At 72.1% G+C, this 13,520-nt stretch carries 12 protein-coding genes and 2 tRNA genes; 6 read left to right on the forward strand and 8 right to left on the reverse strand.

Translation table 11 applies throughout. The annotated features are described in order from the left end of the window. The first annotated feature begins 5 nt into the window (after positions 1-5). On the forward strand, positions 6-2,030 hold the full coding sequence (locus AMK19_RS28950; protein ID WP_073817033.1) for an elongation factor G: 2,025 nt from the start codon (positions 6-8) through the stop codon (positions 2,028-2,030). Positions 2,031-2,036: 6 nt separating this feature from the next. Here AMK19_RS28950 and AMK19_RS28955 read toward each other — a convergent pair whose 3' ends face one another. Further along, a complete protein-coding gene (locus AMK19_RS28955) occupies positions 2,037-2,459 on the reverse strand; it encodes a thiol-disulfide oxidoreductase DCC family protein (RefSeq protein WP_073817035.1) in 423 nt (140 codons plus the stop codon). Positions 2,460-2,649: 190 nt separating this feature from the next. On the opposite strand from AMK19_RS28955, the gene AMK19_RS28960 reads away from it, so the two are divergent. After that, a complete protein-coding gene (locus AMK19_RS28960) occupies positions 2,650-4,293 on the forward strand; it encodes a hypothetical protein (RefSeq protein ID WP_083647464.1) in 1,644 nt (547 codons plus the stop codon). A gap of 75 nt (positions 4,294-4,368) precedes the next feature. On the opposite strand, the gene AMK19_RS28965 is transcribed toward AMK19_RS28960, so the two are convergent. Continuing rightward, positions 4,369-4,926 (reverse strand): HIT family protein, encoded by a 558-nt coding sequence (locus AMK19_RS28965; protein WP_073817038.1) that lies wholly within the window; start codon positions 4,924-4,926, stop codon positions 4,369-4,371. A gap of 83 nt (positions 4,927-5,009) precedes the next feature. Next, a complete protein-coding gene (gene thrS / locus AMK19_RS28970) occupies positions 5,010-6,989 on the reverse strand; it encodes a threonine--tRNA ligase (RefSeq protein WP_073817040.1) in 1,980 nt (659 codons plus the stop codon). 256 nt (positions 6,990-7,245) lie between these two features. On the opposite strand from thrS, the gene AMK19_RS28975 reads away from it, so the two are divergent. Further along, complete coding sequence (locus AMK19_RS28975) at positions 7,246-8,019, forward strand: 3'-5' exonuclease (RefSeq protein WP_073817044.1); 774 nt, start codon at positions 7,246-7,248, stop codon at positions 8,017-8,019. Between the two features lie 69 nt (positions 8,020-8,088). On the opposite strand, the gene AMK19_RS28980 is transcribed toward AMK19_RS28975, so the two are convergent. Continuing rightward, positions 8,089-8,160: transfer RNA gene (locus tag AMK19_RS28980), tRNA-Val, on the reverse strand. 212 nt (positions 8,161-8,372) lie between these two features. Beyond that, positions 8,373-8,444, reverse strand: a tRNA-Val gene (locus AMK19_RS28985). Positions 8,445-8,841: 397 nt separating this feature from the next. Between AMK19_RS28985 and AMK19_RS28990 the strand changes: the two genes are divergently transcribed. The 3 genes from AMK19_RS28990 to AMK19_RS29000 all read left to right on the forward strand — a co-directional run bounded on the left by AMK19_RS28990 (position 8,842) and on the right by AMK19_RS29000 (position 10,657). Next, positions 8,842-9,255 carry an SsgA family sporulation/cell division regulator gene (locus AMK19_RS28990; RefSeq protein WP_030056266.1) on the forward strand — a complete coding sequence of 138 codons (414 nt, stop codon included), beginning with the start codon at positions 8,842-8,844 and terminating at the stop codon, positions 9,253-9,255. A 278-nt stretch (positions 9,256-9,533) separates the two neighbouring features. Next, positions 9,534-10,115 carry a CGNR zinc finger domain-containing protein gene (locus AMK19_RS28995; protein ID WP_073817049.1) on the forward strand — a complete coding sequence of 194 codons (582 nt, stop codon included), beginning with the start codon at positions 9,534-9,536 and terminating at the stop codon, positions 10,113-10,115. A 53-nt stretch (positions 10,116-10,168) separates the two neighbouring features. Beyond that, entirely contained in the window at positions 10,169-10,657 is a 489-nt protein-coding gene (locus tag AMK19_RS29000) for a DsbA family protein (RefSeq protein WP_073817052.1), read from the forward strand. Positions 10,658-10,748: 91 nt separating this feature from the next. On the opposite strand, the gene AMK19_RS29005 is transcribed toward AMK19_RS29000, so the two are convergent. From AMK19_RS29005 to AMK19_RS29015, 3 genes are read right to left on the reverse strand one after another with little or no spacing between them, the layout of a single operon-like run. Continuing rightward, the gene (locus AMK19_RS29005; RefSeq protein WP_073817054.1) at positions 10,749-11,591 is read right to left on the reverse strand and encodes a GNAT family N-acetyltransferase; all 843 of its coding nucleotides are present in this window, start codon (positions 11,589-11,591) and stop codon (positions 10,749-10,751) included. A 30-nt stretch (positions 11,592-11,621) separates the two neighbouring features. After that, positions 11,622-12,449 carry an aminotransferase class IV gene (locus AMK19_RS29010; RefSeq protein WP_073817057.1) on the reverse strand — a complete coding sequence of 276 codons (828 nt, stop codon included), beginning with the start codon at positions 12,447-12,449 and terminating at the stop codon, positions 11,622-11,624. A 20-nt stretch (positions 12,450-12,469) separates the two neighbouring features. Then, positions 12,470-13,486, reverse strand: coding sequence for a chorismate-binding protein (locus AMK19_RS29015; protein WP_073817324.1), 1,017 nt, complete (start codon positions 13,484-13,486; stop codon positions 12,470-12,472). Positions 13,487-13,520: the final 34 nt, after the last annotated feature.

Raw genomic sequence — 13,520 nt, forward strand, 5'->3', positions numbered from 1 at the left:
CAGCCATGCCGGACCGGACAGCCCACACCCCCGCCACGCCCGCCGACCGACCCGGCCGGCTCCGCAACCTCGCCCTGGTCGGGGCGGGCGGAGCCGGCAAAACCACCCTCGCGGAAGCCCTCGCCGTCACCGCCGGTGCCCTGACCAGGCCCGGAACCGTCCCCGACGGCACCACCGCCGCCGACTGGGAGGACATCGAGCACCAACAGCAGCGCTCCGTACAGTTCGCGCTCCTTCCGCTCTCCTGGCAGGACCTCACCGTCAATCTGCTCGACGCCCCCGGCTACGCCGACTTCGCCGGCGAACTCCAGGCCGCGCTGCGTGCCGCCGAGGCCGCCGTCTTCGTCCACTCCGCCGCCGACGAGAGCGTCTCCCGCCCCGTCCGGGCGCTGTGGCAGCAGTGCGAGGACGCCCACCTCCCACGCGCCCTCGCGCTCACCCACCTCAACACCGCCCGGGTCCGCCTCGACGACGTCCTGCGGATGCTCCAGGACACCTTCGGCACCCCCGACACCGTGCGCCTGCTGCACCACCCCGACCTGCGCGACGGCCACCTGCACGGCTCCACCGACCTGCTCACCGGCCGTGTCTACGGCAAACCCGACGCTCCTGAGGCCCCCGGCGACCTGGGCGCCGAACGCGCCCGCCTGGTCGAGGCCCTGGCCGGCGAGGACGACACCCTGCTGGAGCGCTACCTCGACGGCGCCGACCTCGACACCGCCGCACTCACCGCGGGCCTGCGCCGCGAGTTCCTCGCCGGCACCCTGCACCCCGTCCTCGCCACCGCCCCCGACGGCACCGGCTGCGACGCCCTGCTCGACCTGGTCGCCGCCGCCTTCCCCTCCCCCGCCGACCGCGCCGACGGCCTCCCCGCCGCCGACCCCGACGGGCCGTTCACCGCCCAGGTCGTCCAGACCGGCGAGGACCCCTACCAGGGCCGCCTCAGCCTGCTGCGGATCTTCACCGGCACGCTGCGCCCCGACACCACCGCCCACTTGCCCGACGGCGAGGACGAGCGCCTCACCGCGCTGCACAGCCCCTTCGGCCACCAACTGCGGCCCGTCCCGCAGGCCGTCGCCGGCGACCTCGTCACCGTCGCGAAGCTCAACACCGCCCGAACCGGCGACACCCTGTCCACCGACCACACCGTGCTGCCGCTCTGGCCGCTGCCCGAGGCCCTGCTGCCGACGGCCGTCCAGGCCCGTTCCAAGGCCGACGAGGACAAGCTCTCCCAGGCCCTCGGCCGGATCGCCGCCCAGGACCCGGCGCTGCGCGTCGAACAGAACCCCGACACCCACCAGCTCGTCCTGTGGTGCACCGGCGAGGCCCACCTCGCCGTCACCCTCGACCGGCTCGCCACCCGGCACGGCGTCCACGTCGAGACCGTCCCCTACGAGGTCGCGCTCCGGGAGACCTTCGCCGCCCCCGCCAGCGGCCACGGCCGGCACGTCAAACAGTCCGGCGGGCACGGCCAGTACGCGATCTGCGACCTGACCGTCGAGCCGCTGCCCGGCGGCGGCTTCGAGTTCGTCGACCGGGTCGTCGGCGGCGCCGTCCCGCGCAACTTCGTCCCGTCCGTCGAGAAGGGCGTCCGCGCCCAGCTCGACCGCGGCCTGCACGGCCACCCGATGACCGACGTCCGGGTCACCCTCACCGACGGCAAGGCGCACTCCGTCGACTCCTCCGACGCGGCCTTCCAGACCGCCGCCGCCCTCGCCCTCAAGGAAGCCGCCGACCACACCGACGTCCGGGTCCTGGAACCCGTGGACGAAGTCCGGGTGCTGCTGCCCGACGAGTACCAGGGCGCCGTCCTCACCGACCTGTCCGCCCGCCGGGGCCACGTCCTCGGCACCGAGATCGGCGGGCCCGGCCTGAGCGTGGTCCGCGCCGAAGTCCCCGAACTCGAACTGACCCGCTACCCGCTCGACCTGCGCTCGCTGTCGCACGGAACCGGCCAGTTCACCCGCAGCTACCTGCGCCACTCCCCGATGCCCGCGCACCTCGCCGCGCAGTACGCCACGGCGGGGTGACGGACCTCACGAACGGCGCGGCAGCGCACACGCCTTGGTGCCCCCGGGCATCTGGTGCCGGTGCCGCGCCACCCACCGGTACGCGACGCCCGCGAGCGGCCGCACCGGCGCCAGCGCCAACAGGCCGCCCGCCCACGCCCACAGCCCGCCCGAGCGCATCAACAGCCGCGCCACGGCCTGCGCGCCGCCGTACACCGTGCGGTCCGGCGTGATCCACAGCACCTCGCGGGTCGCCCGCTCCTCCGTGGCCCGACCGCCCGTGAACTCCTCCAGCGCCGCCATGTCCGCGAACTGGAAGGCCACCGACTCCCACCCCGCCGAGGACAGACTCTGTCGCGGGTAGCGCTCCGCCCACCGCACACAGCTCGAACAGAACGCGCAGTCACCGTCGAAAACCAGCACCGGACCCGGTGCGAAGCCACTCGTCATGCCGCGATCCTCCACCCCCTTCGCACCGGCGGGCAAACCCGGGTGCGTCGAAGTCCCCACGACGGGGCAGCATGTCCCCGAAACCGCCGCGCACGGCCGAGATGTGACCAAGGATCAGCTGTTGATCCGCACGGGCGGGCCGCCGCACGGTACCCTGCGGCAGACCATCAGGGGAGGAGGAGCTGCTCAGGTGACTCAGCTCGACATGACGCCGGGCGCACAGGTACCACGGACTGACGTCAGTCATCAGACCGCGGTCACCCAGGCGTTCTCCTCTGCTGCTTACCGCACCGGCGACTACAACGAACTGGAAGCGCTCGCCGGAGTGAGCGTCAAGAAGGGCAAGTTCGCGCTGTTCCGGCCCAGCGCCGGCGAGGCGTTCAGCCGTGCCCTGATCGACCGCACCCTCGGCGGCGGCCGCAAGCCCATCGTGCCCTCGCACGGCACCGACGTCCGCATGATCGTCGAACACTGCCTCGCCGCCCAGGACCTGCGCGAGGCCCGGGACCGCCGGCTCTCCACCCTCAGCGTGGTCTGCGGCCTGCTCTTCCTGCCCGGCACGCTGGTCTGGCTCGCCGCGTACCAGGCCCGCGCCTGGCTCGGCACCAAGAAGTCCGCCGCCAAGGACGGCCTGATCGGCACCCTGGCGCTGCTCGCCGCCGCCGCGCTCACCCTGTTCCTGGCCGTCCGCCCGCCGGTCCACGGCCTGCTCGGCCTGTACTGCCGGGTGGTGATGATCGGCCCCGTCGTCGGCTGGTACCTCGCCCGGCGCACCGTCATCACCTCCGTCATGCAGCAGCGCGCCCGCTGGGGAGACCTGGTCGGCGGCAGCGCCGTCGCCGCCGTCGTCCCCAAGGCCGTCCCCAAGGACGACCTCGACAAGAAGGCCAACGACCTCAAGGCCGGCCTCGACCGCCTCACCCGCGAGCAGAACACCAACGTCCAGCACTACGCCGGCCCCAAGGGCATCCTCGGCATCGGCGCCCGCTGGGCCGAGTGGTCGCTGCGCGAGGACCTCCGCCCCGCCGAGGGCCACCCCGACTTCCGCAGCTTCCACGTCTGGGACCTCGCCCGCCGGATCGCCGACCGCCTCGGCGCCCTCAGCGGCTCCGAGGTCCCCAACGGGGGTCTGCCCAAGCCGCAGATCAACCACTGGGTGGTGCTCGACACCGGCGAGGGCGCCGACGAGATCGGCCGCCCCTCCGGCTCCGAGATGGACGGCGACCGGATGCGCGACTTCGCCGTCGCCGAACTCGCCAACAAGCAGAGCGTCGGCACCGACACCCGGCACCGCATCGCCGTCCAATTCGTCCTGCACAAGGGCCAGTTGGTCACCACCGTGGTGGTCAGCATCATGGTCCTCTCGCACAGCCTGCAGGTCACCGCGACGGCGCACGCGCTCGGCCCGATCGCCGGCTACTTCGGCTCCAAGCCCAAGAACCCCGAGAAGGACGTCGCCAAGACCCTCCGGTTCTGGGAGACCCGCTCCGTCCCGCTCCCGATCGTCACCGACGACGAGATCGTCCGGCAGGCCGTCCGCGCCCCGCTCCACAAGATCCCCAGCCTGCAGAAGTGGCTCGGCGGCTCCGTCGGCCTCCCCGAACCGCTCTGCCTGCGCCAGGCCTGGGCCGACCCCGCCTGGAACAGCCGCTTCAAGTCCGACGACGTGCTGTACATCCCCACCCCCGTGGTCGGCCTGATCCACGCCGCCGTGGTCGAGTTCCTCGACGAGCACGACGTCGCCACCGACCGGATCGCCGGCCGCTCCAACTCGATCCGCGCCGAGATGCAGGGCTCCCGCCCGTTCCGCGCCGACAAGTACGACGCCGGCTGATCCCCCGTTCCACAGACGGCAGGGGCCGTGCGGGAGTTGCTCCCGCACGGCCCCTGCCGTTCGTCCGTCACCGCATCAAACCGGCCACACCTCGGCCAGCACCTTCCGGGTGTCCGCCAGCAGCTGCGGCAGCACCTTGGTGTGCCCCACCACCGGCATGAAGTTGGTGTCCCCGCCCCAGCGCGGCACCACGTGCTGGTGCAGGTGCGCCGCGATACCGGCGCCCGCCGCCGCACCCTGGTTCATCCCGATGTTGAACCCGTGCGCCCCCGACGCCGCCCGCAGCGCCGTCATCGCCTTCTTGGTGAACTCCCCCAGCTCCGCCGTCTCCGGCCCGTCCAGCTCGGTGTAGTCCGCGACGTGCCGGTACGGCACCACCATCAAGTGCCCGCCGTTGTACGGGTACAGGTTCAGCACCGCGAACACCGACTCGCCGCGCTGCACGATCAGCCCGTCCTCGTCGCTCAGCTTCGGGATCGAACAGAACGGACAACCGTCGTCCGGAGCCGGGCCGGTGGGCTTGTTCTCGCCCTGGATGTACGCCATCCGATGAGGTGTCCACAGGCGACGGAAGCCGTCCGGCTCCCCCACGCCCCGCTGCAGTTCCGGCTCACTCGTCATGCTCGCCAGCATAAGCGTCACAGCTCGTGAACCAAGCAGTGCGGGGCAGACTCCCGAAGGAGACTGCCCCGCACGTCACATCCGACGACCGGGCGTCAGACCTGCACCCGGCTGCGCACCGCCTCGACGATCTCGGCGATCGCCTGGTCACGCGGCACGCCGTTCTTCTGCTCGCCGTTGCGGTAGCGGAACGACACCGCGCCGGCCTCGACGTCGTCGTTGCCCGCGATCAGCATGTACGGCGTCTTGCTGCGCTGCGCGTTGCGGATCTTCTTCTGCATCCGGTCGTCGGAGGTGTCGACCTCGACCCGGATCCCGTGCTTCTTCAACTCGGCCGCCACGTCGAGCAGGTACGGCACGTGCTCGTCGGTGATCGGGATGCCGGTGACGGTGACCGGGGCCAGCCACGGCGGCATGGCGCCCGCGTAGTGCTCCAGCAGCACCGCGAAGAAGCGCTCGATCGAACCGAACAGCGCACGGTGGATCATCACCGGCCGCTGCCGCGAGCCGTCCGCCGAGGTGTACTCGAGGTCGAAGCGGTCCGGCAGGTTGAAGTCCAACTGAATGGTGCTCATCTGCCAAGTTCGGCCGATCGCGTCCCGCGCCTGCACCGAGATCTTCGGGCCGTAGAACGCCGCGCCACCCGGGTCCGGCACCAGCGGCAGGCCCTGCTTCTCGGCCACGCTCGCCAGAACCGCGGTGGCTTCCTCCCACGCGTCGTCGCTGCCGACGAACTTCTCCGGGTCCTTGGTGGACAGCTCCAGGTAGAAGTCGTTCAGACCGTAGTCGCGCAGCAGGTCCAGCACGAAGGTCAGCGTGCGGTCCAGCTCGTCCGCCATCTGCTCGCGGGTGCAGTAGATGTGCGCGTCGTCCTGCGTGAAGCCGCGGGCGCGGGTCAGGCCGTGCACCACGCCGGACTTCTCGTACCGGTACACGGTGCCGAACTCGAACAGGCGCAGCGGCAGTTCACGGTACGAGCGGCCGCGCGCGTCGAAGATCAGGTTGTGCATCGGGCAGTTCATGGGCTTGAGGTAGTAGTCCGTGCCCTCGTCGAGCTGCATGGGGGGGTACATGCCGTCGGCGTACCAGTCGAGGTGGCCGCTGGTCTCGAACAGCTTCCCCTTGGTGGCGTGCGGGGTGTAGACGAACTCGTAGCCCTCTTCCTCGTGCCGCTTGCGCGAGTAGTCCTCCATGGTGCGGCGGATGATGCCGCCCTTGGGGTGGAAGACGGCGAGGCCGGAGCCGATCTGCTCGGGGATGGAGAACAGGTCGAGCTCGGTGCCGAGCTTGCGGTGGTCCCGCTTGGCGGCCTCCACCAGGAAGTCGAGGTGGGCCTTCAGCTCTTCCTTGGTGGGCCACGCGGTGCCGTAGAGGCGCTGCAGCATGGGGTTGCGCTCGCTGCCGCGCCAGTACGCGGCGGCGGAGCGCATCAGCTTGAACGCCGGGATGTGCCGGGTGCTGGGCAGGTGCGGGCCGCGGCAGAGGTCGCCCCAGCAGACGTCGCCGGTCTTCGGGTCGACGTTGTCGTAGATGGTGAGTTCGCCGGCGCCGACCTCGACGTCGGCACCCTCGCCGGCGGTGGCGGCGGAGCCCTTGAGGCCGATCAGCTCCAGCTTGTAGGGCTCCTTGGCGAGCTCCTCGCGGGCGGCCTCGTCGGTGACCACGCGGCGGGAGAACTTCTGCCCCCGCTTGATGATCTCCTGCATGCGCTTCTCGATGGTCTTGAGGTCGTCCGGGTGGAACGGCTTCTCGACGTCGAAGTCGTAGTAGAAGCCGTCGCGGACGGGCGGGCCGATGCCGAGCTTGGCCTCCGGGAAGACCTGCTGGACGGCCTGGGCCATCACGTGCGCGGTGGAGTGGCGCAGGATGTCGAGGCCGTCGGGGCTGGAGATCTCGACGGGCTCGACCTCGTCGCCGTCCTGGACGGCGTAGGCGAGGTCCTTGAGCTGGCCGCCGACGCGGGCGGCGATCACGGCGCGGTCGTCGGCGAAGAGCTCGGCGGCCGTAGTGCCCGTGGTCACCACGCGCTCTTCCCGATCGGGTTCGCGGTTGATGATGATCCGGACGTCCGTCACCGGTCTCTCCTGACGTTCTGGCTATGAGGTGCAGCACGACCGCTGCGTTGTGCATGGTACCGAGCCGGGCCAGGTCCCTGTCGCCAAGGCCCGTGGCGGCCGCGGTGATCGTCCGGTCACTTTCTGCCACAAAAGGTCGCCGGTCGGGATTGACCGTGCGTCAACTGCGGTATCACTTGGGCACGGTGCGGCGCTCCACCGGTCCTCGGTGGGAGCGCCGTCCGGCAAGGGTTCGCGCGGCGTCGGAGGAGGCGTCATGCAGCAGCTCCGTTCCTGGTTCCACGGTCCGCTGGCGTCCTTCGACACCGAGACCACGGGTGTGGACGTCGAGCAGGACAGGATCGTCTCGGCCGCCCTGGTGGTGCAGTCCGCCCCGGGCGGGGCGGCGGCCGTCCGCAACTGGCTGGCAAACCCCGGCGTGCCCATTCCGGAGCAGGCCCGGGCGGTGCACGGCATCTCCGACGACCGGGTGCGCGCGCACGGCCGTCCGCCGCGCACGGTGGCGGTGGAGGTGGCGCTCGCGCTGGCCGAGCAGTCCCGCGCGGGGGCGCCGCTGGTGGTGATGAACGCCCCGTACGACCTGACGCTGCTGGACCGGGAGTTGCGCCGGCACGGGGCGGGTTCGCTGACGGAGGTGCTGGGCGGCGCGGAGCTGCTGGTGCTGGACCCGCGGGTGCTGGACAAGCAGATGGACCGCTACCGCAAGGGCCGGCGCACCCTGACCGACCTGTGCGGGCACTACGGGGTCTCGCTGGTGGGCGCGCACGACGCGGCGGCGGACGCGCTGGCGGCACTGGAGTTGGTGCGGGCGGTGGCGTCGCAGCACCCCGAGCGCCTCGGCGGGCTGTCCCCGGCGGAGCTGCACCTGCGGCAGGCGATCTGGCACGCGGCGCAGGCCCGCGGCCTGGAGCGCTGGTTCGAACGGGCGGGCACCCCGGAGCGGGTGGACACGGCATGGCCGCTGCGGCCGGCCCGCTGCCGGTGCGGCGAACGCCTGGAGCCGGGCCACGCCTGCGAGTTGGCGGCCTGACGATCCGCCGGGAGCAGACAACGAGGAAGGCCCCGACCTGATGGTCGGGGCCTTCCTCGTTGTGCTCGGTGGGCGATACTGGGATCGAACCAGTGACCCCTTCGGTGTGAACGAAGTGCTCTCCCGCTGAGCTAATCGCCCGGGCAACGAGATGAACAGTAGCACCACTTGGGCCCGGGCATCCAATCCGTTCCCCGACGGCCCCCCAGATCCCGCGCCGGGCACGCCCGTTGAATAGCTCCCGTGCGGGGCAGGCCCGTTGAATGCCCGTCAGAACTCGCACCGGGAACACGGAAAAGGCGTAGGGCTCCGACCTGATAAACAAGTCGGAGCCCTACGCCTTTGCATTCCGGTGGGCGATACTGGGATCGAACCAGTGACCCCTTCGGTGTGAACGAAGTGCTCTCCCGCTGAGCTAATCGCCCGGGTGCAGAAAGAACATTACCCCATCTGCCCGGGTCCTCCGACCACCCCCGCCCCTCGCCGACCCGGCCCGCACGCCGGCCGGACCGACGGCCCCGACCTGCGGCGGTCGGACGGGACGGCCGGAGAGGTCGCGGACGGGACGGGCCTGCGGGCGGCAGCTTCGTGCGTTCCTCCAGCCGCCCGGCCGCCGGTCCGGTGCGACCGCCGGTAATCCTTGCGACCGCCGGGCCGACGGCGGACGGACGGGCCGTTCGGGGGATTCCGCAATGCGCCGGAAGGGGTACGACTCGCACCGGAATCGGGACAGACGGGTTTACACCGGGCTTTCAGGTGGGATGGTCCGTTCGCCGACGTGCGATTCCCCGAGCGCACACTGAGCGAAAGGCCCTGGCGCTTATGAACACCACGGTCAGCTGCGAGCTGCACCTGCGCCTCATCGTGTCCAGCGAGTCCTCACTGCCCGTCCCCGCGGGCCTGCGCTACGACACTGCCGACCCCTATGCCGTGCATGCGACGTTCCACACCGGAGCAGACGAGACCGTGGAGTGGGTGTTCGCCCGCGACCTCCTCGCGGAGGGGCTGCACCGACCGACCGGTACCGGCGACGTCCGGGTGTGGCCGTCCCGCAGCCACGGACAAGGCGTGGTTTGCATCGCCCTGAGCTCTCCGGAAGGAGAGGCACTGCTGGAGGCCCCGGCCCGAGCGCTTGAGTCCTTTCTCAAGCGGACGGACGCCGCGGTACCGCCCGGCACCGAACACCGTCACTTCGACCTCGACCGGGAGCTGTCCCACATCCTCGCCGAGAGCTGAACCCGAACGAGTCACAGCCCGCCGTCGCGCGGCGGCGGGATCGCCTCGATGCGCACCGTCCTACTCGGGGGCACGGTCGCAGTTCAGTGCCGCCCGCGGCGGCCTCGGGGCCCGGCCCCGGGCGTCCCCTTCCAGTGGAGGGAACGCCCGGGGTCAAGGCCTGCCCGGGCGGCCTCGCGTCGCGTCCGGGCCCGGACGACGGTCCGGGCCGGTAGAGTCGGGCCCCGCGTTGACCGACGCGGCGGTCCTCGGACCGCCGCCGCGTGAGGAGTTCCCACGTGCTGATCACCCATGACACCGAGTGCGCGCTGAGCATTCTGGTGGAGCTGCTGAACACCGCGCCGGAGGCCTGCGGCAGCGAGCAGTTGCCCGATGTGACGGCGCTGGGCGCCTTCGTGGTCGGGCAGGAGATCAGTGAGATCGACTCGCTCGGTCCGACCGACCTGGCCGCTGTGCACGAGTTGCGCGACCGGCTGCGCGAGGTGTTCTCGGCCGAGACCGTCGAGCAGGCCGCGGAGCTGGTCAACGCGCTGGTCGCCGAGGCCGGCACCACGCCGCGGCTGACCAATCACGACCACCACGGCTGGCACATCCACTACTTCGCGCCGCACGCCGCGATCGGCCGACACCTGGCCGCCGAGCTCGGGATGGCGCTGGCGTTCATCGTGATGGCCGGCGAGCTGGAGCGGCTGCGCCGCTGCGAGGCGCCGGACTGCGCCCGGGTCTTCGTCGACCTGTCCCGCAACCGTTCCCGCCGCTACTGCGACAGCCGCACCTGCGGCAACCGGCTGCACGTGGCCGCGTACCGGGCCCGGCAGCGCTCGGCGGAGGCCGGGGCGGTGGCGGCGGCCGGGCGCTGAGCGCGGCACCCGGCCCGGTCGGGCCCGGGCGGCGGACCTGGGAGACTTGGGGCATGAGCGATTCCCCCCTGCCCCGCGTCGAGTTCTGGTGCGACCTGCTGTGCCCCGACTACCGTACCGCGCTGGCGGACGTGCGCACGCTGCGCGCCCGCTACGGTGACGCGCTGACCGTCGAGCTGCGGCACTTCCCGCTGGAGAAGCACAAGTTCGCGTACCCGGCGGCGGAGGCGGCTTCCGAGGCGTTCGAGCAGGGGCGCGGCTGGGAGTTCGTCGAGGCGCTGCTGGCCCGGCTGGAGGACGTGGAGCGCGACGGGGCGAAGGCACTGGTGGAGATCGCCGGGGCGGCCGGGCTGGACGCGGACGAGGTCGACACGGCGCTGATCGACGGCCGGCACATGCTGCTGGTGGACTCGGACGTGGCCGAGGGCCGGGCGATCGGCGTCACGGGCACGCCGACGTACGTGGTGGCCGGAAAGCGGCTGGACGGCGGGCAGTCCCAGGACGGGCTGCTGGAGCGCATCGTCGAGCTGCTGGGCGGCTGACCGCCCCGGCGGCGGTGACGGCGGGGCGGTCGGGTCGTTCGGGGCGGTCGGGTCGTTCGTCGGGTCGTTCGGGGCGGTCGGGTCGTTCGGGTCAGAGCAGTGGCTTGCTGAGCCTGCGCAGGGTGACCCGGTAGCCGAGCGACTCGTAGAGGGCGATCGCCACGTCGTTGTCGGAGAACACGTTGAGGCCGAGGTCGTGGACGCCGGCGGTGAGGCACTCCCGTTCGGCGACCCGCATCAGGGTGCGGCCGTGGCCTCGGCCGCGCTGGTCGGGGGCGACCTCGACCAGCATCACCCAGGCCAGCGGGCGGCCGTCCGGCAGGCGGTCCTGGCGGAGGGCGACCCAGACGCAGCCGAGGACGTTTCCGTCGGCGTCGACGAGTCGGCGCAGCGCGGTGTCGGGGGTGTCCGGGCCGGCGGGCAGGGCGCGTCGGTGGTCGTTCTCGGACTTCGCGGTGGCCTCGTCGGGGCCGAGGCCGGAGTCGATCAGCTCCTGCCGGTAGTTGGCGACCGCTTCCCGCTCCCAGTGCGGGTACTCGTCGGGGCCGATCCGGCGGTCCGTCAATCCCGGCGGCAGTTGCGGGAGTTCGGTGAGCGGCTTGGCCATGTTGCGCATCCGCTCGGTGTAGCCGAGGGCGTGGGCGAGGCGCAGGCCGGCTTCCGCCTCGGCCGGGACCGTGACGTCGACCCGGGTGCATCCCCAGGAGCGCAGCACCTCTTCGGCGGCGAGCGCGGCGACGGTTCCCCGGCCGCGGTGCCGTCCTTCGGTGACTTCGAGTTCGCTGATCTCGCCCGGGCAGAAGCCGTCCCTGGGCCATGCGGTCGTTCGCAGGCCGCCCACCGGGTGTCCGTTCACCATGATGTGCCAGCGCCGCGTCCGCCCGTCGTTGGCCGCGGCCTCCTCGGCCCCGTCCGGCCGCAACGTGGTTGTCATATCGGCCCCCTTCCCGCTCGCTGTCCGGTTCTACCGCTCTTCGACGGGGTCGTTGTCCTGGGCGGCGTGCTCGGCGAAGATCTCCATCGCCTTGCGGGTGACCGGGCCGATGCCGGGGAGGGTGCGGGCGTCGACGCGGGTGACGGCCTGGACGTCGCGGAGGGTGGAGGTCAGGAAGATCTCCTCGGCGTCGGCGAGGGCTTCGAGGGGGACGTCGGTCTCCTCGGCGCCCGTCCAGTCGACGACGAGTTGCCGGGTGATGCCGGCCAGGCAGCCGGAGGCGAGGGTGGGGGTGATCAGGCGGCCGTCGAGGACCAGGAAGACGTTGGAGCCGGTGCCTTCGCAGAGCCAGCCGGCGGTGTTGGCGAAGAGGGCTTCGCCGGCGTCTGCGCGGTGGGCGGCGGCGAGGGCGACGACGTTCTCGGCGTAGGAGGTGGTCTTCAGGCCGGTGACGGCGGAGTGTTCGTTGCGGCGCCAGGGGACGGTGACGACGGCGGTGGTGTCGGGGCGGCGCGCGGCGGTGCCGAGGGCGACGACCAGGGTGGGGGCGCTGTCGCCGCGTTCGGAGCCGAGCGGGGCGCGGCCGCCGGTGAAGGTGATGCGCAGGCGGCCGAGCGGCATGGGCTTGGCGGCGAGGACAGCGGCGCAGGCTTCGCGGACCAGGTCGTGGTCGGGGTCGGGGAGGCCGAGGCCGCGGGCGGAGCGGGTGAGGCGGTCGAGGTGGCGGGTGAGGGCGAAGAGTTCGCCGTGCTCGGCCTTGACGGTTTCGAACACGCCGTCGCCGACGGTGAGTCCGTGGTCGAGGACGGAGAGTGCGGCGTCGTCCTCGGCGGTGAGGGTTCCGTTGACCCAGATCATCGGCGCTGTGCTCCTTGCGGTCAGGCGGGGGTGCCCGTGGAGGCTATCGCCACCAGCCTGGCGGCCTTGAGCTCGGTTTCCCGCCATTCGCCGTCCGGGTCGGAGCCCCAGGTGATTCCGGCGCCGGCGCCGAATTTGAGGACGGGCCGGCCGGTGTCCCGTTCGATCCAGAACGAGCGGATGCCGACGGCGAGTTCGGCCTCGCCGCGGTCGGCGTCGACCCAGCCGATGGCGCCGCAGTAGGGGCCGCGGGGGGCGGTCTCCAGTTCGCGGATGATGCGCAGTGCGCTGCTCTTGGGGGCGCCGGTGACGGAGCCGGGCGGGAAGGTGGCGTCGAACAGCTGCGGCCAGCCGGCGTCGGCGTGCAGGCGTCCTTCGACGGTGGAGACGAGGTGGACCAGGCCGGGGTGCTTCTCGACGGCGCACAGGTCGGGGACGGTGACGGTGCCGGTGTCGCAGACCTGGCCGAGGTCGTTGCGGACCAGGTCGACGATCATCACGTTCTCGGCGTAGTCCTTGTCGAGCAGGTCGTGCTCGGTGCGGCCGGTGCCCTTGATCGGGCCGGAGCGGACGGTGCGGCCGTGGCGGCTCAGGTACAGCTCGGGCGAGGCGGTGGCGATTTCGACGCCGTGCTCGGGGAGCCGAATCGTTCCTGCGTACGGCGCGGGGTTGTGGGCGGCGAGCAGTCCGGTGAGGGCGTCGACGTCGGTGCGTTCGGGGTCGGGCAGCGGTGCGCTCAACACCCGGCAGAGGTTGGCCTGGTAGACCTCGCCGGCGGCGATGTATTCGCGGATGCGGCGCACTCCGGCGCGGTAGGCGTCGGCGTCGAGGGAGCTGTGCCAGCTGTCCGGGTCCGGGCCGCGCCAGTTGTGGGTGGCGGGCGGCGCGGGGTCGGGGCGGACCTCGTCGAACCGGGCGCAGGTGAGGCGGCCTTCGAAGTCGAGGGCGACGGCCCAGAATCCGCCGCGGTCGAGCGCGGCGGGGTCGTGGGCGACTTCGCGCAGTCCGGTGGCGAGCCGGCCGGCGAAGCGGGCCATCGGCTGGTGGGGGCTGAGCGGTGCGGTGCGGCCG

Origin of the sequence: Kitasatospora sp. CB01950, from assembly GCF_001905465.1 — a bacterium.
Classification (GTDB): Bacteria; Actinomycetota; Actinomycetes; order Streptomycetales; family Streptomycetaceae; genus Kitasatospora.